Raw genomic sequence first — 26,666 nt, forward strand, 5'->3', positions numbered from 1 at the left:
GCGATGACGCTGGCCGGAGCCTTTCAGCTGGATGCCGCGCCGGTCGCCGCGACCCCGCCCGACCTGTTCGTCGGCACAGGCGGCGATGGTCACACTTTTCCCGGCGCGTCGATGCCCTTTGGCATGGTGCAATTGTCGCCCGATACCGACACGGCGCGCTGGGACACCTGTTCGGGCTATCATCATGGCGACGCATCGCTGCTGGGCTTTTCGCACACCCATTTGTCGGGCACCGGGATCGGCGACATGCTGGACGTGCTGGTCGTGCCGACGCGCGACCCTGTGCGCTTGCAACCGGGGCCGATCGACGAGCCGGATGAAGGCTATCGGCAGCGCTACAGCGGTGAGCAGGCCGAACCGGGCTATTATGCTGTGGTGCTGGAAAGCGGGGTGCGCGCTGAACTGACGGTGACGCCGCGCGCGGGCATCCATCGCTATCATTTTCCCGCAGGGCCGGGTCATATACTGATCGACATGAGCCACCTCGTCATGGAAGGGCCGGGCGAAACGCCGCTGATCGACGAGGCAGCGATGGCATGGGACGGCATGATGCTGACCGGCACGCGGCGCGTGTTCCGCTGGGCCAAGGGGCGGCGGATATTCTTTGCGATGCAGCTTTCCCGGCAGCCAGACGGAATCGAATTTTTCGGTGATGAGGATGCACCCGCAGGCGCCACCGGTGTAACCGGCAAGCGGCTGAAGGCGGTACTGCATTATGATGATGCGGGCGCTGGCCCCTTGCTTGTCCGCTGCGGCATATCGGCGGTCGATCGGGATGGTGCTATCGCCAATCTGAAGGCTGAGGCTAAGCACTGGAATTTCGATCGCTATCGTGCCGCCGCGAAGAGGGCATGGGACGCGGAACTGGGCCACATACAGGTGCAGGGCGGCGCGGCGGAGGCGCGGACGATCCTGTCGTCCGCTCTCTATCATGCCAGTTTGGGGCCGACGCTGTTTTCGGACGTCGATGGGCGTTATGTTGGTCTCGACAGGCAGGTCCATCGGCTGGCCGATGGCGCGCAAGCCTATAGCGCATATTCGCTATGGGACACCTATCGCGCCTTTCACCCGCTCCAGACGCTGATCCGGCCAAAACACGCCGCGGCATTCACTGCCGACCTGATCCGCCAGACCCAGCAAAGCCCGTTCGGCCCGCCGGTCTGGCCATTGCAGGGGGTGGAGACCGGCTGCATGATCGGATGGCACAGCGTCGCAGTACTGGCCGAAGCGCGGGCCAAGGGCATCCCTGCCGACTATGCCGCCGCATGGCCGGGGATCGAGAAGCGGCTGTTCGACTGGTCGATCCCGCACCTGGACAACAGCCTGGGCCTTCGCGAATATGACGAGATGGGGTTCATCCCCGCCGACCGCATTTTTGAAAGCGTGTCGCGCGTGCTGGAATATAGCTATGATGACTATGCCGCTGCGCACATTGCCGACGCGGCCGGCGCGGGCGACCGGGCGGCACGGCTGCGGCAGCGATGCGGCAATTGGCGCAATGTCTTTGACGCAGAAACCGGCTTTGCCCGGCCGCGCCTGGCAGACGGGCGGTGGGCACAGCCCTTTGCCCCCAACGGCATTGGTCATTCAAAGAAGTGGCGCGACTTCACCGAAAGCAACAGCTGGCAGGCGACTTTCCTCAATCAGCATGATGTCCATGGCCTGATCGCGGCCATGGGTGGCGACGCCGCGTTCGAGGCCAAGCTGGACGGCCTCTTCACCGCCGATTCCACCCTGCCCGAAGGCGCGCCGCCCGATATTAGCGGGCTGGTCGGCCAATATGCTCATGGCAATGAACCCAGCCATCATGTCGCCTATCTCTACGCCTATTGCGGCGCGGCGTGGAAAACACAGGCGATGGTCCGGCGGCTGATGACGGAAATGTACCGGGCCGCGCCCGATGGCATCATCGGCAATGACGATTGCGGGCAGATGAGCGCCTGGTTCATCCTGTCGGCGCTGGGTTTCTACCCGGTCGATCCGGTCAGCGCGACCTATGTGCTGGGCAGTCCCCTGTTCGAGCGGGCAAGCGTGCGGCTGGGCCAAGGCCGCAAGCTGGTGATCGAGGCACCGGGGAACAGCGCCGCCACGCCCTATGTGCGTGCTATCAGTTGGAACGGGCAGCCGTGGACGAAATGCTGGATCGCCCATGCCGATCTGGTCAGGGGCGGCACGCTGCGGTTCGAGATGAGCGACACGCCGAACAAAAATTTTGCCGCGCGGGTCGAGGACTGCCCCGGCCGACCCGCATGAGCCTAGTCGCCGCCCTGATGCTGGCGACCGCGACCGGCGCAGTGCCCGCGCCGGTCGCGCTTCAATTGGCCTGCGTTGAGGGTGATCGGGTAGCGGCTGGTCTGTTGCGGCAGAGGCTGGCGGAACGCGGGGCGCGATCGGCGGGATGCAGGGTGCATGTGCGGATGGTCTCATCGTCCGCGATGGCGAAAGAGTCTTTCCGCATCGAACGGCAGGGTGATGACATTATTATCCGGGCGAAAGCTACGCGCGGTCTTGTCTATGCCGCGGGCTGGATATTGCGCCATGCCGACGGCCTGCAACTGAAGCTTGACGCATCGGTCGTGGAGCAACCCCGGCAAGCAGTGCGGGGTACGCAGATCGGCTATCGTTTCAAGAATAACAGCTATGACGCCTGGACCATAGCGATGCTGCGCCGACGGATCGAGGATTTCGCGCTGTGGGGTGTGAACCGCATTCAGATCATCGCGCCGCGATCCGACGATGCGCCGACGTCGCCGTTGATGCCCGTGCCGCCGGAAAAGGCGGTCACTGCCATGGCGCAGGCAGCCACAGCGCTGGGTCTGGACGTGGCGATTTTCTATCCGGCGCTGGACGATTATGACGGCGGCGCGGCAGACGCTGCCGAGGCGGGGCGGCTTGATGCGCTCTTGCGCAGCCTGCCAAAGGTCGATGCGCTTTATATTCCGGGTGGTGATCCCGGCCATACCCCGCCTGACCGGCTTTTCCCGCTTGCCCAAAGGCTGGCAGGTGTTCTGCGGGCGCGCTTTCCAAGGGCCGAATTACTGTTGTCGACGCAGGGGTTCGATGCGGCGGGACTGGACACTTTTTACGCGCAGCTGGCGAAGCGTCCGCGCTGGCTGAGCGGCATCTTCGTCGGGCCACAGACGCGGGAGAGCGTGGCGATGCACCTGCGTCGGATCGGCGGGCAATATCCGGTCGAACTCTATCCCGATACGGCCCATGCCATGCAGGCACAGCTGCCGGTGCCGGACTGGCACCCGGCCTTCGCGCTGACGCAGGGACGCGAGACGGTCAATCCGCGACCGGCCGCGATGCGGGCTGCCTTTGATCATCTGTCGCCCGGTACATCGGGCGCGGTCACCTATTCCGAAGGGGTCAACGACGACTGGAACGTGCATCAGTGGCTGGCGCTGGGATGGAAGGCCGACAGTGAGCCGAACATAGCGACGCAATATTCGCGCTTCTACATCGGCGACCCGGCCTTTGCCGCGATCCCGGCGATGCTGGAGGCGAACTGGCGGGGTGATCCGGCGGACAATGTCGGGATTGATGCGACGCTGGACGCTGTTGATCGCATCAAATCAACGAGTTGGCAGGCCGATCTTTATCGCTATCGCGCGGTCTATGACGCGCTGGTGCGCGCACGGCTGACGGGCGCGCGGGCGCGGCAGGCGGAGGCGCTTTATGCATTGCGGCAGGCACCCGGCGTCGGGCCAGACGCCGCCGTGGCGGGTGCGCGTTTTGCCTATGCGCGGATGGACATGAAACGGGTTGCGGCGCTGTATGAGCGACTGGTGGTTCTGGCGGATCAATTACGGGCGAAGGCCGGGGTCCAGCTTTCGGTCGAACGGCATGGCGCATCGCACTGGCGGCGGGGTGCCAATCTGGACCGGGCGATGATTGATCTCAATGACCGGGTGGCAGTGGAGCGGGACATGCAGGCGGCGCTGGCGCTGCCGAACCCGGCCGAGCGGACCAAGGCGCTGGTCGCGATCGGGGACCGCTGGGGCATGGCGGATTTCGCGCTCTATGACGATCTGGGCGATCCGGGCAATGAGCCGCATCTGGTGCGCGGGCCGGGCTATCCCGACGATCCGCAATTGTGGCGCAGCGCGATCGACGGGGTCGCTGCACATAGCCCGAATGAGGGCTGGCGCATGGCGGAACTGAGCTATGCCGAGGCACTGTATGAGCAGCCGCTCACGCTCCATTATGAGGGGCTGGAAAAGGGCCGGGCCTACCGCCTGCGCTACACATGGGCGGGGGAGGACTATGTCCTGCCGCTGACGCTGACCGCCAATGGTGTGCCCCTGCCCGCGCCTTCTACCCGCAGCAGCAATCCGCAGCGCGTCGAACTGGCCATCCCGCAAGTACTGACCGCCGGTGGGACGCTTGACCTTGGCTGGACCCGCCCGCCCGGCATTGGCGGCGGCGGGCGCGGACGCCAGATCGCCGAAGTGTGGCTGATCCCACAACCCTTAAACCAAGCCGCCCTTGCCGGAGCCACACCATGACCGCCTATATCACTCGCCGCACCCTGATCACCGGAACGCTGATGGCCGGGGCCACCGCCTGCGCGCCGCATAGGCGAGCAACTGCCATTGCCGCCCCTGTCCCGCCAGCGCCATGGGGCGCGACGCCTTCGCCCCGGCAGCTTAAATGGCATGACCGGCGCATGTACGCCTTCGTCCATTTTTCGATCAACACCTATACAGACAAGGAATGGGGCTATGGCGACGAGGACCCCAAACTGTTCAACCCCACCGATTTCGACCCCGACCAGATCGTCGCGGCGGCCAAGGCGGGTGGCCTCAATGGCCTGATCATCACCGCCAAACATCATGACGGCTTTTGCCTGTGGCCGACCTTGCTGACCGACCATTGTATCCGGTCCAGCCCCTATAAAGGCGGCAAAGGCGACATAGTGGGCGAACTGGAACAGGCTTGCCGCCGGGGCGGGATCGGCTTTGGCGTTTACCTGTCGCCATGGGACCGCAACCGCGCCGATTATGGGACGCCTGCCTATATCGATTATTACCGGGCGCAGCTGACCGAATTATGCACCCGCTATGGCGATTTGTTCGAGGTCTGGTTCGATGGCGCCAATGGCGGCGACGGCTATTATGGCGGCGCACGGGAGACGCGCAAGATCGACGCGCCGGCCTATTATGACTGGCCCGCCATCGTCGCCCTGGTCCACCAGTTGCAACCGGATGCCTGCACTTTCGATCCGCTGGGGGCGGACATACGCTGGGTCGGCAATGAGGATGGTCATGCTGGTGACCCGTGCTGGCCGACCATGCCCGATGAACCCTATGATCAGGTGAAGGGCAATAGCGGGGTACGGGGTGCCGCGCTGTGGTGGCCAGCCGAAACCAATGTGTCGATCCGGCCCGGCTGGTTCTATCATGCGGACGAGGATGCACAGGTCAAGACGCCGCAAAAGCTGATGACGATGTTCGACCAGTCGATCGGCCATGGCACGACATTCCACCTGAACCTGCCGCCCGACCGGCGCGGGCGGATTGCCGATCGCGATGTCGCCAGCCTGACTGCGTTCGGCGACGCGGTGCGCGCGAGTTTCGCCACCGATCTGGCGCGGGGCGCGGTGGCGAGCGCCAGCGCCGACATTGGCGGCACTGCCGCTCATGCCATCGACGGCAATCCTAAGAGTTTCTGGTGTGCGCCCGCCGATGAGCGGGACGCCAGCCTGACGCTGGACCTGGCACCCGGCACCCGGTTCGACACGATCCGCTTGCAGGAATGGCTGCCACTGGGGCTGCGGACGACCAGCTTTGCCATCGATATTGCCGATGACGGGCAGGATTGGCGGGAGGTCGCCCGCAAGGACATGGTCGGGCCGCAAAGGCTGGTCCGGCTGCCCGCGCCCGTTTCGCCCCGACGGATACGGTTCCGGGCCGTGGCGGCGGAGGCCGGGCCGACCTTGCGCGAATTTGCGCTGTTCCTGTCGGTCGCCCCGATCACCCTGCCCCCGGCACGGGTCAGCGACCCCAGCATCATTGCCCGTAACGGGTGGACAATCATCGCCGCCAGCGCGCCGGGCGGCGAGGCCATGCTGGACGACGACGCCAAGACCGCCTGGACCAGCCCTGCCGCGGCCACACTCACCATCGACCTGGGCAAGGCGGAGACGCTGGCCGGGTTTACACTGACCCCGACCCGCCATGTCGATCCGCAGGCCGCGCCGCCTGCGCGCTACGTGGTGGAAACCAGTGCCGATGGCCAACGCTGGAGCAAGGCGGAGGAAGGCGAGTTCCAGAATATCAACTATGCCCGCGCGACACAGCGCATCCCCTTTTCAACGCCGCGACCGGCACGCTATCTGCGGCTGCGCTTTCCGCGCCCGGCGGTGCCCGCACCCGCCATTGCGATCGCGACGATCGGTGCGTTCCGGTAAGGCGTGGCGCGGGATGTCAGTCCCGCGCCTCCACCTGCACCCGGCCGAGCAGGCCGGACAGCTGCCCGGCGTCCGAACGGACGAGCAGCACCAAGTCCCTGGCACCGGACGGCAGGTCAGCGACCAGCGGGCCGGACGTCGTTTTGCTCCGGCTGACCAGCTGGCGACCATCGACCCATAGTTCGACCTGTCCAGCAAGGGCCGCGAAACTGATCTTGCCACCGCGCGCGATGATCGCCTTGCGCTGTGGCAACGCCGCCCGATATATGCGCCATTGCGGCGCGATGTCGGCCGGGGTTGGCGTACCTGCGCGCACGAAAGCCCACAGATTATTGTCGCCATCTGCCGGACGCAGCGCGGGATCAGGACGATCGGCAAAGACGGGCGAACGCCGCCAGTCGCCGACCAATGTACGGGGCGGCAGCGCGGCGACCGAAGCGCGCATGGGAACGGCCAGTTGCGGCAGGATCAGGCGCGATGGGCGCAAGCCGTCCGCCTGCGCCTCTACCCTGATCTGCCCGCGGCCCGTGCCTGCCTGCACGATCATCTGCGCGAGGCCGTTGAACAGCGATCGTTCCGGTGCTTTTTCGCTTTCATGGCAATTGGGATCGCCATTGCCCACGCCGATCAGGGTCGCGCCCGTGACGGTGAAGTGCGCCAGGTTCTGCGCGACCGGGACATGGTGACCGCGTGCGTCGATAGCGTCGATGGTGATAGCCAGGACATCCTCTCCATCGCCGCGCAGATGCGCGCGTGTTGGCGTGAGGCGCAGCGCTACGGCAGGTCCGGCGCTGTGGTGCGCGGCACGCGCGACGACCTGGCCATCGCGCAACGCCTCCACTTCCAGCAGGCCGGGTTCATAGCTGGTCCTGACGGCAACGCCCATGATCCGGTCGCAGGGTTGGTCCGCGACGATCCGGCCATTGACGCGCACCCGCACCCGTGGCGCATTGGACGTCACCAGCAGGTCGATGGGCTGGCCTTCACGACCCGGCCAGGTCCAGTGCGGCGCCACCCCCACGACGGCACGGTCATCCATCCATTGCGCGCGACGGATATCATAGGCCGTCTTGGCAAAGCCGCACAGGTCGAGAATGCCGAAGAAGCTGGCGATGGTCGGCCATTCATAGGGGGTCGGTTCGCCATGATAGTCGAACCCCGTCCAGACAAAGCCGCCAGCAACGAAGGGCCGTTCCGCAATCGCCTTCCACGCCTTGCGGTGGGTGGCACCCCAGTCTGCCGCTTCCTCATCCATCGACGCGCTGACATGCGCGCGCGCATCGCTGGCATAGGCACCGCGCGTCATGAAGGCACTTGTATCTTCCGAACTGGTGATCGGCTGGCGCGGGTTCAGGACGTGGAACCGGTCATAATCATTGGGATAATAGTTGAAGCCCATGACATCGACGACCTGCGACACATTGTCGGGATCATAGAAGGAGCCGTTCATCGCCGCCGTCACCGGGCGGCTGTCATCCAGCTCGCGAACGGCCGCACGCATCCGGCGGACCATCTCCACCCCCGCGCGTGTCCCCTGCATCGGTTCTTCATTGAACACCGACCACAGGATGATGCTGGGATGGTTGCGATGGGCGCGGACCAGCCATTCCAGCTGCGCCAGATTTTCCGGCGCGGGGTTGAAGATGCGGTTTTCGTCCATGACCAGAAAGCCCATCTGGTCGCACAAGACATAGAATTCGTCCGCCTGGGCATTGTGCGAACAGCGGATGGCGTTGCAGCCCATGTCCTTCAGCCGCGCCAGCCGCCAGGCAAGCAGCGCGTCAGGCACCGCCACGCCCACCCCGGCATGGTCGAGATGGAGGCAGACGCCCTTGAGCTTGACGGGCGTACCGTTGAGCAGGACGCCCCGGTCCGCGTCAAATGCAATGGTACGAAAGCCGATGGGGATGATCCGCCGGTCGGAGCCGTCCGGCCCATCCAGCGATATATCGACGCTGTAGAGCGCGGGATCGGCAACCGACCAGAGGTGAGGCGCGGCGACCGGGATGGTCAGGGCGACGCTGGCCTGCTTAAGGGACGGTATGTCGAGCATCGCCTGCTGTCGGGCGACCTCCTGCCCGGCCGGGTCGCGCAGGACGGCAGTGACGCGCATCGAACGCGGGTCGCGCGCGATGCTCTCTACGGTCAGGGTGACGGGGACGCGCCACGTGCCATCCTCCTGCCGGGGATCGCAATGCACGCCGTCCGTGGCGATCGAGACGGCGGGGCGTCTGGCGAGCCAGGCATGGCGATAGAGGCCTGCGCCTTCATACCACCAGCCTTCCATCGCATTGGCATCGACGCGGATGGCGACGACATTATCCTCCTCGCCAAAGCGGGCGAAGGGGGTGATGTCGATGATGATCGCATTATAGGCGGAAAAATTGCGCGCGACGACGCTGCCATTGATCCAGATGGTCGCCTGCGTCGCGATGCCACCGAAATGGAGTTCCAGCCGCTTGTCCCGGTCGACCGGGTCGAGCCGGAAGGTACGGCGATACCAGCCAATGCCGCGCGGACGATAGCCTTGCGAGACATTGGCGGTCTGGACAAAGGGCTGGGCAGACGCCCAGTCATGGGGCAGACGCACCATGGGCCAGTCGCCATCGTCCCAGTCGATCGCGGCCGGGCCACGGGCATTGCCTGCCTTCACCGACAAATAGGTCAGGTGGTGACCGACCGGCGACGGGACGTCGATATCGCCTTCGTGGAAGCGCCAGCCATCATCGAGCAGCAGGCGCGACGGATCGCTTTGCGGCAGGTGCCAGGGCGCGTCATCCCGGGGACCAAGTCCGTGCAGCAATGGCGATGCGTCGGGCGCAGGGCGGGCGGTCGCGACGTCAGGCAGCAGGCCCGCAGCAAGCCCCAGCTTCAGAGCTTCGCGGCGATGGAGGCGGATCACCGGTCGATCGCCTGTCTGATGGCGCGCACTTGCGCAAGCGAGGTGCGGCGCCGGTTACCCAACGCAAATCCCAGGGCGAGCGCACGGCCATCTGTCGCTTGCGCCTCTTCGCTGGCCGAGGCGTGGACGTCCGATACGCCGGTGGCCGCTATGATGCTGACGACATTGGCAGCGCGCACGCCAGCGCCCGGCATGATGCTGATCCGCCCGGCGGCGCGCACCTGCATCGCGGCAAGGACCGGCAGGGCGTCGATAGCCCGTGTCGCGCCGCCGGAGGTCAATATATGGTCGAACCCCAGATCGACCGCCTGATCGACGGCAGCGACCGGATCATCGACAAGATCGATGACGCGATGCAGCGTCAGGCCGATGTCGGGCCGGGCCTGTCGCATCGCGGCGGTCCAGTCGGCCAGCGCCGTGCAGTCCAGTCGCCCCGCTTGCGCTGCGCCGAACACCAGTCCGTCCACGCCCTGCCCGATCAGCGCCAAGCCCTCTGCCCGCGCGGTGGCAAGATCGGTCGCGTCATAGGCAAAATCACCATCGCGCGGGCGCACCATGGCGCGGATGTTCTTGCCCCGTTGCCGTACGGCATCCACGGCCTGGGCAACCAGCCCAGCGGACGGCGTCAGGCCACCGACCGCCAGCGCGCTGCACAATTCGATCCGGTCCGCGCCGCCAGCCAGCGCAACATGCAGGTCCGCCAATGTTTCGACACAGATTTCCAGTGTTCGCCTGATCATCAGCGCCCCATCACATACAATATGTCAGACAAGTATCTAGAGCCAGTCGCGACGCCAGTGCAAGCGCAGGCTGCACCGGTTCAGCAGCCGACAGGCGCTTTACATGCCGTGCTATGGTCCATGCCCCGCATTATCATGTCGTGCGTCATCCGCTGACGAAGGGGCTGATCGAGACAGTCATCCTCTTCGTTGAAGCAACTTCCAACCTCGGACGGCGACATATTCCCGCCAAAGGCTCCCATTTACAGCACGCACGCCCCCTTCCGCAGGGCGGGCTAGTGTACCTCAATCATCCACACCGGCGATAAGGTCTTTCCAGTGATCTGGCCCAAGAGCAATCTCCGCGACCGTCAAAAGGCAGGCGTCCAATTGCCCAAAGAGCGTCTCGCGGTCGATATCCTGGCCGATAAAGACGAGTTCCTGCCGGCAATCGCCCACCGGTTCTTCCCATTGTCGCAGGATCGCGCTGCGACGATCCTCATCTGCGGGCCAGTGAATCTGGGGAATAAAATTCCACCATCGTCCTATATAGCCCTGGTGGATCAGGGTTTCCGCCTGGGAGATGCTGCCGATTTCGGTGAAGCGGGCCGCATTCCAGAAATGGCCCTTGGCCCGAAGCAGACGACCATTGCTCCAGGGCTTTGTGAGCAAGTCCTGAAAGCGCATCGGATGGAAGGGTGCGCGAGCGCGATAGACGCAGGACGATATGCCATATTCTTCCGTCTCTGGGACATGCTCCCCCCGCAATTCCCGCAGCCATCCCGGCGCGCTTTCCGCCCGTTCGAGAGAGAAAAGGCCGGTATCGAGAATCCAGTCCAGCGGAACCTGACCCATCTGCATCGATCTGATCGTGGCGACAGGATTGAAGTACCGCAGGATCGCCAGCAATTCGTCGAGCGCGTCCACGGATATCAGGTCGGCTTTGCTGACTAGTATGACGTCGGCAAATTCAATCTGGTCGATCAGCAGTTGCGAGAGGTCGCGATCATCCTGCAAGCCGGCCTCCAGTCGATCGCCGGCGTGAAAGTCACGCAGGAAATGGAGCGCGTCCACCACCGTCACCATCGTGTCCAGCCGCGCGACATCGGCCAGCGTCCGACCCGCAGAATCGATGAAGGTGAAGGTTTCCGCGACCGGCCGGGGTTCGGAAATGCCCGACGATTCGATCAGCAGATAATCGAACCGCTGCTCCGCTGCGAGAGTAGCGATCTGTTCCAGCAGGTCTTCCCGCAAGGTGCAGCAGATGCAGCCATTGGTCATTTCTACCAGCCGTTCCTCCGATCGGCTGAGGCCGACATCGCGCGCGATGTCGGCCGCGTCGATATTGATTTCGCTCATGTCATTGACGATGATGGCGACCCGTCGGCCCTGACGATTTTTCAGGACATGGCTGAGCAAAGTGCTTTTCCCCGCGCCCAGAAAGCCGGAGAGGACGGTTACGGGAAGGCGTGTGTCATCCATGCCGATATGGCTCAGGCGGGTTCAAGATAGGACTCGAACAGATCCACGATCACCGCAGCGGCATCGGTATCGTCGCCCCACAAATCGGCCGCGGCAAATTCGACATGGAGCGTGGGTTCCGATCCGCCGTCGTTGCGGCCATGACCGATCGCGTCGGGGAAGGGCCATTGCGCGCCGGTACGATGCGTGACCGTGCCCACCTTGCCGCGACAATAAGCGGGATAGCGGACATGGCCTGCAAAATGATCATCCTGTACCCGGACGCGATCGCCGACCGCAAAGATGGTGCGATCCATGCGCGGCGCACGCCCCTGCGACAAAGCGGGCCGGGCAAGCGGGAAAGGCTTGCCGGTCGCTTGTACCAGCTCCTCCTGGGTCAACACCCCCTTTTCGACCAGCAGGGAGGCGACGCCGACGACATAACGTTCATAATAGGGCGTCATCAGATAATAGAGCGGCTCCAGCCGCTCGACCGCGTGGCGCACTTCATCGATGCTGAAGATGCCCTGTTCCACCCCCAGGAAAATGCCGCCATAGCCGATCGCCTCCCAGTCATGGTGGAAAGGGCCACCAACATCCGCGTCGGCAATGTGGTCGACCCGCCCGAAGCCCTGCATCCCGGCGAGATCATGGATACCGTCCATTATGTCTGTCCTTTGCTAGAAGTCGTGGGGGTTCAGCCTGCCTTGGGCAGGGCGACGCCGATCAGGCAGTCCTTGGTGACGATCTGTGCGAGCTGCTCGGCGCTCCAGCCCTCGGTTCCTGCGGGGCGGACGGGCAGGACCATGTACCGCGTTTCGGCGGTCGTATCATAAACCTTTATGGCGACGTCGGCCGGGATGACGGTGCCCATTTCGGCCAGCACCTTGCGTGGTTCGCGGCAGATGCGCGCCCGATATTCAAAGCTTTTATACCATGTCGGCGGCAGGCCCAGGATCGGCCAGGCAGTGCAGGAACAGAGGGTGCAGGTGACGACATGCTTGACGCTGGCGCTGTCCTCCAGCGCGACGATATATTCGCCCTGCGGCCCCAGATAGCCATATTGCCCGACCGCCGCCGTGCCGTCGCTGAGCAGCAGATCCCGAAAATCCGGGTCGGTCCAGGCGCGGGCGACCAGTTCTGCGCCGCGCCGGGGGGAGAAATCCTCCTCGAACACCTTCTGCCACCCTTCGACAAAGCCGTCCGTTGCAACGCCCTTATCCTTCAAAACCTGATAGAGAGCGCGGGCGCGCTCTTCGGCCGGTGCCTGCAACGGCAGACCGGGCCGGTTGTCATGCATATCTTTTACCCCGACGGACATTCCCTTTTCCTCTCTCGATGAGATCAGGTCGATATGGCGGCAAGCGGACCTCAGTTCGGGCGAGGTCACCGGGCCTGCGCCGGTATCGCCAGGAGACTGGACGTCCCGACGGGGGCACGTATTGCCCGATCCTGCGGAGCTGTTGGCACATCTTGCGGAAACGCAGGCCGACGGGATGAATAGCAAGATATGCCAATGACTTCGCAAGCCTTGGCAATATCTGGCGAGGCCACCCGATATGATCGGTCCATGCCCCTCCGCGTACCGATCAACCGGCCGGTGGAAGGCTCAGTTCGCGCCCGGAAAGGACCATCGGCGACATGGAATCCGCAATCGATACCCATCTCAAATGCCCGCGCAGCCTCTCGCGCCGGGTCGCGGCCGACTATGTTCCGCCTTTCCCCATGTGGGTGGCGCGTGCCGATCCGTCGCTGAAACAGGTGGTGATGGGGCATTTCGGCGTGCAATCGAAAAGCGGTGATGGTCTTGCCAACGCCGCTTCGCTGGACGCGCTGCGGCACATCGTCGCCACGTTCCAGGCGACGGACGGTCCGGGTCATTTCGACCTGGTCGACTATGCCGACACCGATGGCTATGACAATCGCATGGCCATCGCCTACTGGACCGATCCCGCCGCGTTCGCGCGCTGGCAGGATGCCGCGCCGGTGCGGGACTGGTGGCAGTCCGACGCGCGCCTGTCCGACGGGCTGGGCTATTTTCGCGAGATACTGGCCCCGCGCGTCGATCAGTTCGAGACGCTCTATGCCTTTCGCGATGCGCTGCCCGGCGTCGGCGCGGTCATGGATCGTGTCAGCGACGAGATTGAGGAACATGGCTATTGGGGGTCGATGCGCGACCGCATGGCCGCTTCGCAGACCGACTGGCTGGCGGCAAAGGGCGAGCTGTGCGTCGTCGCCGGTGATCCGCAGGCACGGGGCCGGGTCGTCATTGGCGGCCATGACAATCTCTGCCTGATCCGGTCGGGACAGGATTGGGAGGAAGCCGGAGCGGAAGAGCGCACCCTGTATCTGGAGGAGATCGAGCCGACCCTGCGCGCGGGCATGGATTTCCTGCGCGATCAGGGTGCCAGCATCGGCTGCTATTCCAACCGCTATGTCCGGCATATCGATCTGGACGGGCGACCGGTCGACCAGAGCTTCGACCTGGGCCACTGGCGGTCGCTCGACCTGCTGGAGCGTTGGGCGGAATCGCATCCGACCCATTTGCGCATCTTCGTCACCTTCTTCCGGGTCGCCACCTCGCTTGAGAAGCTCCGGCTCTATCATGAGGTGCTGGTCGTCGATGCCGCCGACCAATATTATGAATATATCCATTGCCACCCCAATAGCGGCCTGATGCGCGACGCCCGCATCGGCGCCGATGCCAACTGATCGGGGATCATCCATGACCGTCCGCATGCCATCCACGGCCGAACTGGCCGATATCGCCACCAGCCTGCACATGACCCTGCTGCCCGATCAGGTGCAGGACTATCATGCATTGATTGGCGGCTTCCTTGCCGATTATCAGATGATCGACGACCTGCCCGACGAAGTGCCGCAGCTGCGCTATCCGCGCGCGCCGGGCCATCGCCCGGAAGGCGAGGAGACATGCGGCAACGCCTGGTATTGGAAGGCCATGGTGCAGGGCGCCCCGACCGGCAAGCTGCATGGCAGGACCATCGCGATCAAGGACAATATCAACGTCGCAGGTGTGCCGATGATGAACGGATCGGCAACGCTGGAGGGCTTTGTGCCCAGCTTCGACGCCACGGTCGTGACCCGCACGCTGGACGCCGGGGCCACGATCCTGGGCAAGGCGACATGCGAGCAATTCTGCCTGTCTGGGGGCAGCCATACGTCCGATCCGGCACCTGTCCATAATCCGCGCCGATCAGGCTATTCCGCCGGCGGATCGTCGTCGGGAAGTGCCGCGCTGGTCGCGGCGGGCGAGGTGGACATGGCATTGGGCACCGATCAGGGCGGATCGGTGCGCATCCCGGCCTCCTTCTGCGGCGTCGTGGGGATGAAGCCGACCCATGGGCTGGTGCCCTATACCGGCCTGATGCCGATCGAGGCGACGGTGGACCATTGCGGCCCGATCACCCGCACCGTCCGCGACAATGCCCTGCTGCTCGAAGTCATCGCCGGTCCCGATGGCATGGACGCGCGCCAGCGCGGTGCGCCTGCAGAGGACTATTCGGCTGCGCTCGATCGCGGGGTTCGAGGGCTGCGGATCGGTCTGGTGGAGGAGGGCTTCGCGCTGCCCAACATGATGCCGCAAGTTGCGGAAAAGGTCCGGGCTGCGGCCCGCACGCTGGAGCGATTGGGTGCTGCCGTCACACCCCTGTCCGTTCCCGATCATAGCCTTGCGACCACGCTCTGGACACCGATCGGCTGCGAAGGACTATTGGCGCAGATGATGCTCGGCAATGGTGGCGGCCATAACAGCATCGGCTTGCAGGATGTCGCCCTGATCGACCGGCACCGCAGCTGGCGCGATCAGGCCGATGCGCTGTCCGCCTCGCTCAAATTGTGCATGATGGTCGGCGAATATGGCAGGCGTGCCTTTGGCGGGCGCTACCATGCCAAGGCGCAGAATATCCGCCTGCGGGTCAAGCGCAGCTATGAAAGGCTTTTTGACGCCTATGACCTGCTGCTGATGCCGACGCTGCCGATCGTCGCGTCGAAAATGCCAGCCGCCGATGCGTCCGTGGCCGAGATCGTCGCCCGCGCGCTGGAGATGATCGGCAATACAGCCGCCTACGACGTCACCGGCAATCCGGCCATGTCGCTGCCGTGCGGCACGGTCGATGGGCTGCCGGTGGGCCTGATGCTGGTGGCGCGCGATCATGGCGAAAGCATCATCTATCAGGCTGCGGCCGCCTATGAGCAGGCAGTCGATTGGGAAGCGCTGTGATGTCGGTCGGACAGGCCGCAACACCGCAGCGCATGGCGCATATCGACCCAAGAATCGCGGATAGGCTGGCGGCAAGGCTCGAAAGCCAGAAGCCTGATTATCTGATGGAAACGCTGGGGATCAGCGTCAACACATGGGTGAAGATCAGGCGCGGACAGCCGATCCGCGCATCGGTGGCCACGCGGCTGTTGCGACGGATCGGCCAATTGGGGGATGATGGCTGTATCGCCAATTGAGCAAGGATCGGCGTGCCTGAAGGGTGCCGATCCCTTTCAGGTTGCGCACAGAGCGACGCAATGCAGCTTGCGATACTGGCCGGGCGACATGCCCGTCGCCTTGCGGAACACCCGGTTGAAATTCGCCTGCGACCCGAAACCCGTTTCCAGCGCAATCTCCACCAGCGCCAGCCGCCCCAGCGCCAGCCGTTCCTGCGCCACCTGGATGCGCCGCTCCATCACGTAACGATGTGGCGTCAGCCCGGTCGCGCGGCGGAACAGGCGGGTGAAGTGAAACGGGCTGAGACATGCCTGCGCTGCCAGTTCCTCCAGCGATAGTTCAGCGTCGAGCTTGTGTTCGATCAGGTCCACCACCCGTTTCAGCCGAACCGGATCGAGCGTGCGCGCAGCCTGCATATCGGGCGCGCGCCAGTGATCGGCGGAATATTGGCTGACCAGATGCGCTGCTAGCGTCGTGCGCATGCCATCGACAAGCAGACGATCGGTAGGGGCCGGTCCACGTTCCAGTAGCGATCGGAAGGCCGTGCCGATCTGCACCAGCAGCGTATCGTTCAGGCCGCCGGCATAGCCCAGTCGCGCCTTGCCCGGATCGATCTCATAGGCTTCCAGCGCCGCGCGCTCCAGCAAGGTTGGCGGCAGGAAAATGTGCAGGCATTCGTCCATCGGCGCGGAGAGGCGAATGTCGCTTTCATAGGTGCCCGACGGACAGATCCAGGATGTCCCCGGACGGGCGAACGCCTCCTGCGTCTGGCCATCGCCGGTCCGCCGGACGCTGAGCTGCCCAGACAGGAGGATGCCGATCTCTGTACATTCCAGGCCAAGGTCGGCCAGCCCCCCGGCCTCATGTCGCCAGAGTTCAAGGCGCAGACCCGACCATTCGGCAACGTCCGAAAGCCGCCGCCCGGTTATATATTTCCTGTCTCCATGACTGTTCAGCTGCATGTCTTGCTACCCCATGGCCCGATTAAGACTCAGAGTGAGCGGCGGCACAAGCGCGCCGTCATAATCGAGCAGGAAATGACAAAGAGTGCGCAAGAGCGGGTAATATCTTGCCGCAAGAGTGCGGCATTCCATAGATCGCGGGAAAGGCAAATGATCGCATGAAAATGCGAATTTATTTCCAGCTCCCGCGCCAACCTGAAAAAACACAACAGAAATATTCGCAGGGTGCCGCGATTATCGTTGCGGCGGGTGAGAACATCTCGCGCTCGGATTGCATCAGATCGCGACCATTTGATCAAAAAGGGGAAGATAAATTGCGCCATACCAATGCTCATCTGTCGATATCGCTGATCGCCCTGGCGGCCGCAACACGATCGGCGGTGCGATCAGCGTGACCACCAAGCGCCCGTCTTCGACCCCGGAAGGCTCGCTGGAGGCGACCTATGGCAATTATGATCGCATGGAAATGCGCGGATCGATCGATACGCCGATCTCCGACGTCCTGCGCACCAAGCTGACCTTTGGCTACAAGCGCGCAGACGGCTGGTCGCATTTGCTGGCGGCCAACTATCCCGCGCCTGCCCATAATAACCGCAGCCAGCGCACGCCCGGCGACGTCAATCGCGGATCGGGTCGACTGGCGATCGAATATGCGCCATCAGACGCCTTCAACCTCTACCTGACCGCCGATGTCTCGCGCATACGGGAGGCGACGGTCCCGTCAGCCGCTTTGGCCGTGCCGCTCGATGGCACGCTGACGGCCGCCTATAATGCCAATGATGCTGCGGTCATCGACGTGCCCGGCTATGGCACGGGCGTCCGCTATGACGATCGCTGGGTGGTCGCGCCGGGCAACAAGCGCGGCACTTACCAGACTGGTCCCAATGGCACCAATCTCAACGTTACCGGCTTTGCCGGAACCGCCGAATGGAAGCTGGCGGACGATCTGACCTTCAAGTCGATCACCGCCTTTCGCAAGGTCAGTGGCAGCTTCAACCGCGATGCAGACAACAGCCCCCTCCAGGTCGTCGACTGCTTCAGCAATTTCCAGCAAAAGCAATTCTCGCAGGAAGGGCAACTGGTCGGGTCAGCCTTCTCGGATCGCGTGGAATATATCGGTGGTGCCTATTATTTCAAGGAAAGCGCAGTCGACGACTATCGCTGCGCCCTGCCGCCTTCGATCGGCACGATCATCCTGAAATCCGACGCCGACAACAGCAGCTACGCCGCCTTCGGCCAGGCATCCTTCAAGCTGTCGGACGCTATCAAGATCACGGCCGGCGTCCGCTATACCCATGACAAGAAATCGCTGCTGCCAGACTTCATCTATGATCCCGCCGCAGGGGGAGCCTTTGCGGGCGTGCGCACCGTGCCCTATGGCCGCGTCACCAACACATTTTCCAACGTGTCGCCACGCTTCAGCATCGATTATAAACTCTCCCGCGACGTGCTGTTCTACGGCTCCTATTCGCGCGGCTACAAGGGCGGCGGTTTCAACGCCCGGACCGTCGCCCCCCGGCCCGATGTCCTGGCCTTCACCCCGGAAAAGCTCGCGACCTTCGAGGTCGGCACAAAGCTGGAGATGCTCGATCGCAAGGTCAGGCTGAACGTTGCGGCCTTCACCACCAAATATCAGGACATCCAGATCACCGTGATCGAGGATTTCGCGCCGGGCACGCAAAATGGCGGCGATGCGCGGATCAAGGGGTTTGAGGCGGAACTGGCGGCCAAGCCGACCGACCGGCTGACGCTCAACGCCTCGCTGGCGCATCTCGACACCCATTATACCAAGCTGCTGCCGCTCTCCTCGCTCGTCCGGCCGGAATTTCAGGTGCGGATGAGCAACACCCTGTCCAACTCGCCCGCATGGTCGGCCAGCGCCGGGTTCGACTACCGTATCCCGGTTCCGGCGCTTTCGGGCGATGTCAGCCTGCGCGGCGACTGGTCCTACAATAGCAAGATCTACAATGATGACATCAACTCGGTCTGGCTGACGCAGAAGGGCTACAGCATCTTCAACGCGCAGATCGCCTATGAAAATGGCGACGGAAACTGGGACCTGCTACTCTGGGGCAAGAATCTGAGCGACAAGCAGGTCATCTTCAGCGGTGACGCCAATGCCGCGGCCGGTTTCGTCCAGGGCAATTACAGCGCCCCGCGCACCTACGGCGTGACGTTCCGCCGCCGCTTCTGATCCAACCGTCGCACTGACGGGGCCATCCTCGTCGGTGCGACATGACAATGACAATAGCAGCAGGACAGGATCAAATGACGGCCAGTTATGTGTCGGGATGCAGCGACCACCCGCTGCTCTACCAGACGATCGGGGCAGCCTTCACCGACATCGCCGCGCGGCACGGTGATCGCGAAGCCATCGTCGTGCGCCATCAGGGTGTCCGGCTGACCTATGCGGCGCTGGCTGTGCGTGTCGATGCCTTTGCCAGCGGGTTGCTGGCGATGGGTCTGGAACCGGGCGACCGCGTCGGCATCTGGTCGCCCAATAATCTGGAATGGGTCGTCACCCAGCTGGCTACGGCCAAGGCGGGGCTGATCCTGGTCAACATCAATCCCGCCTATCGTATCGCCGAGCTGGACTATTGCCTCAACAAGGTCGGCTGTCGCGCACTGATATTCGCGCAGCAGTTCAAGACCAGCGACTATTGCGCCATGATCGCTCAGCTGGCGCCGGAAGCGGCGCAAACCCCGCCCGGCGCGCTACGCGCCGCCCGCCTGCCGGAACTGGAATGGCTCATCACCATCGGTGACGGCGCGATGGCAGGCGCTTTGCCGTTCGATGCGGTCGCGGTCTTTGCTACCCCCGATAGCGACGCAGCGCTCGATGCACTGGCGAGCAGCCTCCAGCCCGAAGACCCCATCAACATCCAGTTCACCAGCGGCACGACCGGCTCGCCCAAGGGGGCAACGCTCAGCCACCACAATATCCTCAATAACGGCTTCTATTCCGGCCGCCGAATGCTCTTGTCGGAACAGGACCGGCTCTGCATCCCGGTGCCACTATACCATTGTTTCGGCATGGTGCTGGGGGTACTCGCCTGCATCACCCATGGCGCCTGCATGGTCTTTCCGGGCGAAGCCTTCGACGCCGCTATCGTGCTGGAAACAGTAGCGGATGAGCGCTGTACCGGTCTGCATGGCGTGCCGACGATGTTCATCGCCGAACTCGACCATCCCGACTTTGCAGCGTTCGACCTGTCCACTCTGCGCACCGGGATCATGGCCGGCGCGCCATGCCCGGTGGAGGTGATGGAGCGGGTGATCGGACAGATGCACATGGGCGATATCACAATCGGCTATGGCATGACGGAGGTCAGTCCGCTGAGTTTCCAGACCATGCCGGGGGACAGCCTAGAACGGCGCGTCGAAACGGTCGGCCGGGTCCATGACTTTGTCGAGGCCAAGATCGTCGATGGCCGTGGGCGGGTGGTTCCGCGCGGCGTCCAGGGGGAGATATTATTCCGCGGCTATAGCCTGATGAACGGCTATTGGGAGGATGCGGACCGGACTGCCGAGGCGATCGACGCGCGTGGCTGGATACATTCGGGCGATCTGGCAACGATGGACGAGGATGGCTATGTCCGCATTACCGGCCGCGCCAAGGACATGATCATCCGCGGCGGCGAGAATATCTATCCGCGCGAGATAGAGGAATTTCTGCACCGCCATCCCGATGTCCAGGAAGCGCAGATATTCGGCATCCCCGACGATCGTCTGGGCGAAACCGTCTGCGCATGGATACGAACGAGTAATACACAACTCACCGAAACGACGATACGCGATCACTGCCGAGGCCAGATCGCTCACTATAAAATTCCCGAACACATCCGGTTCGTCCAGGAATTCCCAATGACGGTTACCGGCAAGATTCAGAAATTCGCCATGCGCGAGATTATGATGGCTGAACGTGATGCGGCAGTTTCAAGAATTATGTGACCATGCAAAATCATATGCAGCCTCGCGGGAAAGGAGATGGTCTGCTCTTTGGGATGGAAATTGCACGCATGAGCGGCGTCTTTGGATCGACCGATGCCCGAATGGCGGAAAAATCGGTCAGCCACTGCGGAGCGGGAATAGTCCGCAGCCCAGCCGCCGACTGGACGCCTTGGCGGTTCATCGAAATATCGAATAGGCGCGCCGCCTTGTCAGTCATGCCTGTCGGTGAGAGGCTCGCCGCCCTCTTCTTCCTCGAGCAGTAACGCTGCCGATCCGGCTGCAGACAGGCGCACCTGATTTCCCTCCACGGCCGTGACGAGCCCGCCGGAGAAATAATGATGGTGGTCACCATGGGACCCGCTGTCGGCCCTGGTCATCTTGATCCGGTCACCCTCGACATGATCGACAGTACCAATATGGACGCCATCGGCGCCAATGATTTCCATATGCTCTTTGATTAGATTGAGATCGGCCATGTGCTTTGCTCCTTTGCTGTTCGTCACCGCTGGGGCGGATAATCCTCTGGTTTGACAGTAGCGACCGATTGTCATTCTCGGCCGGCATCCCGGAAGTCGATGCGACCGTTGTTGGAAACATCGGTTCCTTCCCTCGATACTCAGGCTATCAGTTCACCGGCGCGTCGGCGCGGACATCGGATAAGATCCTACTCCTTTTGAGATGATCGCTCATTCTGGTTGGGTGGCGGCGGTGTCACTCGGCCACGCTACAGAAACGTGCCGAGCGCCGAACCGTGCCGATGTTTGCGCACCATCCTTCCCAGGGAAGGCTCGTGTCGTCGCATTCCTGGATAGGGAAGATGCAGACTGCCCTTGGGTTCGGGAACGCTGGCAGGGGAATATGTGTTTTGACATCGCAGGATATTGGACGATGGATCAAGGGCACAAGAGCAAGCAGGCGTTCGATGCCGGGACACTGTCTCCGGCATTGCCCGATGACATCATTCAAGCCGCCATATCTTTGCTGGAAGGCGTGGAGGAGGCCGCACTCAGCATCGCGACGGCGGAAAGCTGTACCGGCGGGCTGCTGGCATCGCTGCTCACCGATATCGAAGGGGCCAGCAACGCATTCGATCGCGGTTTCATCGTCTACAGCAAGGATGCCAAATGCGATCTGCTCGGACTCAGCCAGGCGCTGGTAGAGGATTGCGGCGCGGTCAGCGAGCCGGTCGCGCGCGCTATGGCCGAGGGGGCGCTGCGCCGGTCAAAGGCGCAGCTTGCGATCGCGATCACCGGATTTGCCGGTCCCGGCGCACCGGACGACGAACCTGGCCTCGTCCATTTTGCCTGCGCGGGACATGCAGCAGAAACGCGCCATTGCCTGAAGCATTTCGGTGATATCGGACGCGGGGCCACGCGGATCGAATCCCTGCGCGTCGCGCTCGCGATGCTGGGCGATATGCTGCCCGCCGTGGCGGATTGCCCGCCGCAAGCGGCTTGAGATATGGCCATGGCATCTCGGACACCGGACGGCATCACTCAGGAGCATGAGAGCAACAGCCGACGTGCCAATCCCTGGCCGCTGCTCCTCCTGGCGGCACTTCTCGCCAGCGGATTGTTGGGCATGTTCGCAGGCCAACCCGCGACTATGCGACGAACGGTCAGCGATTCTGCCGCTCTGGCGGTGCGAATGCCCGATACCTTGCGAAATGGCATGGCCTTTGAAACCATCGTCGAAGTAACGCCGCGCCGACCCGTGGGTGATCTCGTCATTGCAATGTCGGATGGACTATGGCGGGAAATGACGATCAACACGATGATGCCGGCCGCGGGCGAGGAAAGCCATAAGGATGCTTCCCACCGCTTTCCTTCGGCCGCGCCGAGGCGGGAGAAACCTTTCGCTTCAAGATCGACGGCCAGATCAATCCACCCTTGTTCGCCGGCACCAGCGGCATGATCACGGCGCTTGATGGCGAAACCGCTCTCGCCACCGTTCCGGTCCGGATCAAGGTCCTGCCCTGATGGACATCATCCTGCGCGCCAGCGTGATGTTCTTCATCATGTATTCGTTGCTCCGGCTGCTGGGCAAGCGGGAGTTGAGCCAGGTCACGCCGTTCGAGCTGGTGCTGCTGATCGTCATGGGTGACCTCGTCCAGCAGGGCATCACGCATAACGACCTCAGCATGACGGGCGCGGCGCTTGCCATTGCTACCATCGCCTTCTGGGCACTGGCCCTGAGCTGGATCACCTATCTCTCGCCACGCGCCGAGCGATGGCTCGAGGGGGTTCCGCGCGTGCTGGTCAAGGATGGGGAGTTGATCGCAGCCAATATGCGCCGTGACCGGATCACCCGTGCCGAAGTCGAAATCGAGATGCGACTGGCCGGCATCGCCCGAATTGCCGAAGTTGCCTGGGCCATCCTCGAACCCAATGGAAAGATCAGCTTCATCGCCCGAAAGGAAGAACAGACCACGAAACAGGAAGACGACGAAAAAGTGACATGAGTTGATCGGGGTTAATTCTTCGCATTTCGTCGTGCTGCGAGTCGTTAGCAGGGAACGGATGGGGCCATCCGCCCATTTCTGGGGCAGCATTCCAAAGGAGGATATCATGCCCAGTGAAAGCTTCACCGACGCTATTGCCATGCTCAAGGCCGATCACCGAACGGTGGAGGCTCTTTTCGAGCAGTTCGAGAATGCCAGCTCATCTAGCCGCAAGCAGAATCTCGCTCACGAGATCTGCACACAGCTCAAGGTCCACACACTGATCGAAGAAGAGATTTTCTACCCCGCCTTTCGCGGCAAGATCGAGGACGACACGCTCGATGAGGCCTATGTCGAGCATGACGGAGCCAAGGTTCTGGTGAATGATATCGAGGCCGGCAGCCCCGCAGACGATTTCTATGATGCCAAGGTCAAGGTGCTCTCCGAGGAGATCAAGCATCATGTCCATGAGGAGGAGATGCCTTCGGAGGGCATGTTCGCTCAGTGTCGCAAGGCCGACGTCGATCTCGTCGCGCTGCGTGACCAGATGCTGGCGCGCAAGGAAGCATTGATGGCGCAGGCAAAATCAGCCGGTCTGCCGCTGGCGCAGCCCACCGCCGTGCATCTGATTTCCGCCTGACGCCCTGCCTTATAGGAGGTAATCATGACCGACTATCCCCGGCCGCCCTATCCTGAGCAGCAACAAGCGATGCCGGGGAATACCGATGCGATGAAGCCGCGGCCCGATCATGGCGAAACGAGCTATGTCGGGTCCGGCCGGCTCGCAGGCAAATGTGCGATCATCACGGGCGGCGACAGCGGCATCGGCCGGGCCGTGGCGATCGCCTATGCGCGGGAGGGCGCCGATCTCCTCATATCATATCTCAGCGAGGAGGAAGAGGACGCCCGCGAAACGCAGAAGTGGGTGGAAGCGGCCGGTCGCAAGACCGTCTTGATGCCGGGCGACATCAGCAGCGCGCAGCACTGCCGGGCGATCATCGAGAAGGCGGTCGAAGCGCTTGGTGGCATCGACATCCTCGTCAACAATGCCGCCCACCAGGCGAGCTTCGAGGCACTTGGCGACATTTCCGATCGAGAGTGGGAGCGGACCTTCGCCGTCAACATCCACGCGATGTTCTATCTTTCCAAGGCCGCTGCGCCCCATCTTGAGGATGGCGGGGTGATCATCAACACCAGCTCGATCAACGCCGACCAGCCCAATGCGCATCTGCTCGCCTATGCAACGACCAAGGGCGCGATCCAGAATTTCACGATGGGCCTGGCGCAGATGCTGGCAGACAAGAATATCCGCGTGAACTGTGTGGCGCCGGGGCCAGTATGGACGCCGCTAATCCCCTCGACCATGCCGCCCGAAGCCGTGAAGTCGTTCGGTGGGAACACGCCAATCGGCCGCGCCGCGCAGCCCCGCGAACTGGCACCGCCCTATGTGATGCTGGCAAGCGATGAGGCGAGCTACATGAGCGGGGCGACCGTGCCGGTAACTGGCGGTCGTCCATTCATGTAACTCCCGAGAAGCTGAAATGAAGCGGAGGTGCAAAACTTGGCCGCTTGGGCATAGTCACACACGTGACCTCGTCATTTATAAGACCTTGATCGTGTTGTCGGCTCCTTCGGTGGCCGCTCCTCTTCTCCCGTCGCCCATGCCTAACTCGAATGGCGAGGATCGCGCGCGACGACGCTATCAGCCGTGACGATCCTGCCCATGATCCGGCGTTCGCTTCCGGCAAGAGTCGACCCAAGTCGGTCGTCTAGCAGCCGACTTGTGATCCTCAGGTGCCGACCGTCCGCTTCGATCTAGAAACCGCCTGGATGGCGGACATCCTACAGTATGCTGACAAGTGGATCAAATGCATAGCAGGTGCCCAGTGCGCACCATCGGAAACAGTGGATCGCGCCGAGAAAATGCGCAGATGAATGTTCGTGGCTGGCCGAGTTGTCGATCAATAATATCTTTGGCATATCGCTGTATCTTCACAAAGAGAGCCATTTCATGATTGCATGTTGCTGCCCGATCCACGTTCATGAATAAGGTGATATTCGTTCGTGAGGTGCGGTGGGGCGCGGCGGATACATGACAGAAGCACTCGGATTGCGTGACGCCTATAAGCGCTGGCTGCGTAATTTCCTGATCGCGCCGGCGTTCCTCACCCTCGCCCTCTTGGTTGCGCCAGCATCGCTGACCGTTATTCGGAGAATATTTTCCTCTCGCTGGCCGCCTTCTGGAGCCCGTTCGATGGGCTGGACACGCCCCCGTAGCAAGCGAGCGAGGGGCAGAACAAGGTCACAGTGGTTCTCGTTCGCCCCAGCTCGGTCGATTGGGCCAGACATATCCCCGCGCGCCGCCATTGCCGGCAAGGGCTATTCCAGCAAGGCCAACCGGGCTGCCGCAAGGGCGCGGAGCATCGCCCCGGTCATCCCGCACAAGGCCAACGAAAAGAACAAACCCACCTTCTTCGCCAGGACGCTCTACAAGGCGCGCGGGCGGATCGAGCAGGGCTTCGGCCGCCTCAAACGCTTCAAGCGCGTCGCCCTCAAATGCAAGAAAACCGCCGAAAACTACAGGTCAATCGTCAGCTTCGCCGCCGGTCTATGCTTGATCAAATTCGTCCACACGGCCTAGGAACATGATGGCCTGATCAGGCCATTGCGCAGGGATCGATCTATCGACCCGGTTCCTGCTTTTGCATTGGACTCCCACGACGGGCATCAAAGGGTGAACCAGCTTTTCCAGAAGATATAGAGGGCGACGCAGAAGATGAGTGCCGCGAATAAACGGTTCAGGAGGGCTTTGTGGGTCGACAGCCGCTTCGATGCCGCCGCCGATAAACGGCGCAGCAAGGCCCCAGTCAATCAAACCGGCAAACGCATAGTTGAGCGCGGTCGTCAGGCCAAAGGCGGTGACGGCCACAAGCGAGGAGCCAACCGCATTGATCATCGGCATGCCGGTCGATGCCATGAGGCCAAGGACGGTCAGGAAGCCGCCGCCAATGCCGAAGAAGCCTGAAAAAATAGCCCCGTCGCGCTGCCATCGGCGATGACCTTGGGGGCATTTTGGCGCCGGCACCGGACGTCGGCCCAGATTGTCGCGATTGCGCAGCATCAGCGCGCCCACCACTAGCATGAGGATCGCGAACAAAATGAGCAGGTGCTGGCCGTCGAACGCCTTGCCAAGCGTGGAGCCCGTACGCCCCGTGGACGTCGGCAAGCGTATACACGCCCGCGCAACGCCATTTGATCGTGCCCTGACGTGCATGAGGAATGAGGTTTGCGCCGGCATTGGCAGCGACGGCTAACGCACTCGAGAGGTGGCCGGGTAGGTCTGAACAGGGATCGGCATGG

23 protein-coding genes are annotated in these 26,666 nt (G+C 62.9%); 15 read left to right on the top strand and 8 right to left on the bottom strand.

What is annotated here, in order from left to right; all coding sequences use genetic code 11:
* The first annotated feature begins 3 nt into the window (after positions 1–3).
* Genes EBBID32_RS17730 through EBBID32_RS17740 form a run of 3 tightly spaced genes read left to right on the top strand, consistent with a single transcriptional unit; the run spans position 4 to position 6,415 of the window.
* Positions 4–2,253 carry a GH92 family glycosyl hydrolase gene (locus EBBID32_RS17730; protein ID WP_051093376.1) on the top strand — a complete coding sequence of 750 codons (2,250 nt, stop codon included), beginning with the start codon at positions 4–6 and terminating at the stop codon, positions 2,251–2,253.
* Positions 2,250–4,511, top strand: coding sequence for a hypothetical protein (locus EBBID32_RS17735; RefSeq protein WP_006962461.1), 2,262 nt, complete (start codon positions 2,250–2,252; stop codon positions 4,509–4,511). Before EBBID32_RS17730 ends, EBBID32_RS17735 begins: the two co-directional genes overlap by 4 nt.
* The gene (locus EBBID32_RS17740) at positions 4,508–6,415 is read left to right on the top strand and encodes an alpha-L-fucosidase (RefSeq protein WP_006962463.1); all 1,908 of its coding nucleotides are present in this window, start codon (positions 4,508–4,510) and stop codon (positions 6,413–6,415) included. The genes EBBID32_RS17735 and EBBID32_RS17740 overlap by 4 nt, the downstream gene beginning before the upstream one ends.
* 16 nt (positions 6,416–6,431) lie before the next feature.
* Here the strand turns inward: EBBID32_RS17740 and galA are convergent, their stop codons facing one another.
* From galA to nthA, 5 genes are all read right to left on the bottom strand, one after another.
* Positions 6,432–9,317: a beta-galactosidase GalA gene (galA, locus tag EBBID32_RS17745; protein WP_006962465.1), complete on the bottom strand. Its 2,886-nt coding sequence runs from the start codon at positions 9,315–9,317 to the stop codon at positions 6,432–6,434.
* The gene (locus EBBID32_RS17750) at positions 9,314–10,057 is read right to left on the bottom strand and encodes a copper homeostasis protein CutC (protein WP_006962467.1); all 744 of its coding nucleotides are present in this window, start codon (positions 10,055–10,057) and stop codon (positions 9,314–9,316) included. Before EBBID32_RS17750 ends, galA begins: the two co-directional genes overlap by 4 nt.
* A 285-nt stretch (positions 10,058–10,342) precedes the next feature.
* Positions 10,343–11,518: a GTP-binding protein gene (locus EBBID32_RS17755; RefSeq protein WP_006962473.1), complete on the bottom strand. Its 1,176-nt coding sequence runs from the start codon at positions 11,516–11,518 to the stop codon at positions 10,343–10,345.
* A gap of 11 nt (positions 11,519–11,529) precedes the next feature.
* Positions 11,530–12,162, bottom strand: coding sequence for a nitrile hydratase subunit beta (nthB, locus tag EBBID32_RS17760; protein ID WP_006962475.1), 633 nt, complete (start codon positions 12,160–12,162; stop codon positions 11,530–11,532).
* Between the two features lie 32 nt (positions 12,163–12,194).
* Positions 12,195–12,818 carry a nitrile hydratase subunit alpha gene (nthA, locus tag EBBID32_RS17765; RefSeq protein WP_006962477.1) on the bottom strand — a complete coding sequence of 208 codons (624 nt, stop codon included), beginning with the start codon at positions 12,816–12,818 and terminating at the stop codon, positions 12,195–12,197.
* Positions 12,819–13,138: 320 nt separating this feature from the next.
* On the opposite strand from nthA, the gene oxdA reads away from it, so the two are divergent.
* From oxdA to EBBID32_RS17780, 3 genes are read left to right on the top strand one after another with little or no spacing between them, the layout of a single operon-like run.
* On the top strand, positions 13,139–14,209 hold the full coding sequence (gene oxdA / locus EBBID32_RS17770) for an aliphatic aldoxime dehydratase (protein ID WP_006962481.1): 1,071 nt from the start codon (positions 13,139–13,141) through the stop codon (positions 14,207–14,209).
* 13 nt (positions 14,210–14,222) lie between these two features.
* The gene (locus EBBID32_RS17775) at positions 14,223–15,737 is read left to right on the top strand and encodes an amidase (RefSeq protein ID WP_006962483.1); all 1,515 of its coding nucleotides are present in this window, start codon (positions 14,223–14,225) and stop codon (positions 15,735–15,737) included.
* The gene (locus EBBID32_RS17780) at positions 15,737–15,973 is read left to right on the top strand and encodes a hypothetical protein (protein ID WP_006962485.1); all 237 of its coding nucleotides are present in this window, start codon (positions 15,737–15,739) and stop codon (positions 15,971–15,973) included. Before EBBID32_RS17775 ends, EBBID32_RS17780 begins: the two co-directional genes overlap by 1 nt.
* 36 nt (positions 15,974–16,009) lie before the next feature.
* On the opposite strand, the gene EBBID32_RS17785 is transcribed toward EBBID32_RS17780, so the two are convergent.
* Complete coding sequence (locus EBBID32_RS17785) at positions 16,010–16,915, bottom strand: helix-turn-helix domain-containing protein (RefSeq protein ID WP_006962488.1); 906 nt, start codon at positions 16,913–16,915, stop codon at positions 16,010–16,012.
* Between the two features lie 158 nt (positions 16,916–17,073).
* On the opposite strand from EBBID32_RS17785, the gene EBBID32_RS17790 reads away from it, so the two are divergent.
* From EBBID32_RS17790 to EBBID32_RS17800, 3 genes are all read left to right on the top strand, one after another.
* The gene (locus EBBID32_RS17790) at positions 17,074–17,310 is read left to right on the top strand and encodes a hypothetical protein (protein WP_037491587.1); all 237 of its coding nucleotides are present in this window, start codon (positions 17,074–17,076) and stop codon (positions 17,308–17,310) included.
* Positions 17,307–19,109, top strand: coding sequence for a TonB-dependent receptor (locus EBBID32_RS17795; RefSeq protein ID WP_006962491.1), 1,803 nt, complete (start codon positions 17,307–17,309; stop codon positions 19,107–19,109). The genes EBBID32_RS17790 and EBBID32_RS17795 overlap by 4 nt, the downstream gene beginning before the upstream one ends.
* A 74-nt stretch (positions 19,110–19,183) precedes the next feature.
* Positions 19,184–20,866 (top strand): AMP-binding protein, encoded by a 1,683-nt coding sequence (locus EBBID32_RS17800; RefSeq protein WP_006962493.1) that lies wholly within the window; start codon positions 19,184–19,186, stop codon positions 20,864–20,866.
* Positions 20,867–21,075: 209 nt separating this feature from the next.
* Here EBBID32_RS17800 and EBBID32_RS17805 read toward each other — a convergent pair whose 3' ends face one another.
* Entirely contained in the window at positions 21,076–21,342 is a 267-nt protein-coding gene (locus tag EBBID32_RS17805; RefSeq protein ID WP_037491589.1) for a DUF2171 domain-containing protein, read from the bottom strand.
* 412 nt (positions 21,343–21,754) lie between these two features.
* Here EBBID32_RS17805 and EBBID32_RS17810 point away from each other — a divergent pair, with 412 nt between their 5' ends.
* The 6 genes from EBBID32_RS17810 to EBBID32_RS17830 all read left to right on the top strand — a co-directional run bounded on the left by EBBID32_RS17810 (position 21,755) and on the right by EBBID32_RS17830 (position 25,947).
* A complete protein-coding gene (locus EBBID32_RS17810) occupies positions 21,755–22,324 on the top strand; it encodes a CinA family protein (RefSeq protein WP_006962499.1) in 570 nt (189 codons plus the stop codon).
* A 189-nt stretch (positions 22,325–22,513) separates the two neighbouring features.
* Positions 22,514–22,780, top strand: a complete 267-nt coding sequence (locus EBBID32_RS24240) for a hypothetical protein (RefSeq protein ID WP_006962501.1) — start codon at positions 22,514–22,516, stop codon at positions 22,778–22,780.
* 64 nt (positions 22,781–22,844) lie between these two features.
* A complete protein-coding gene (locus EBBID32_RS17815; RefSeq protein ID WP_006962504.1) occupies positions 22,845–23,327 on the top strand; it encodes a DUF421 domain-containing protein in 483 nt (160 codons plus the stop codon).
* Positions 23,328–23,433: 106 nt separating this feature from the next.
* Entirely contained in the window at positions 23,434–23,946 is a 513-nt protein-coding gene (locus tag EBBID32_RS17820; protein WP_037491591.1) for a hemerythrin domain-containing protein, read from the top strand.
* Positions 23,947–23,970: 24 nt separating this feature from the next.
* A complete protein-coding gene (locus EBBID32_RS17825) occupies positions 23,971–24,831 on the top strand; it encodes an SDR family oxidoreductase (protein WP_006962508.1) in 861 nt (286 codons plus the stop codon).
* A gap of 567 nt (positions 24,832–25,398) precedes the next feature.
* Complete coding sequence (locus EBBID32_RS17830; protein ID WP_156022606.1) at positions 25,399–25,947, top strand: transposase; 549 nt, start codon at positions 25,399–25,401, stop codon at positions 25,945–25,947.
* Here EBBID32_RS17830 and EBBID32_RS17835 read toward each other — a convergent pair.
* On the bottom strand, positions 25,915–26,532 hold the full coding sequence (locus EBBID32_RS17835) for a sulfite exporter TauE/SafE family protein (RefSeq protein ID WP_006962512.1): 618 nt from the start codon (positions 26,530–26,532) through the stop codon (positions 25,915–25,917). The genes EBBID32_RS17830 and EBBID32_RS17835 overlap by 33 nt on opposite strands.
* Positions 26,533–26,666: the final 134 nt, after the last annotated feature.

The organism is Sphingobium indicum BiD32 (genome assembly GCF_000382885.1).
GTDB classification, from domain to species: domain Bacteria; phylum Pseudomonadota; class Alphaproteobacteria; order Sphingomonadales; family Sphingomonadaceae; genus Sphingobium; species Sphingobium japonicum_C.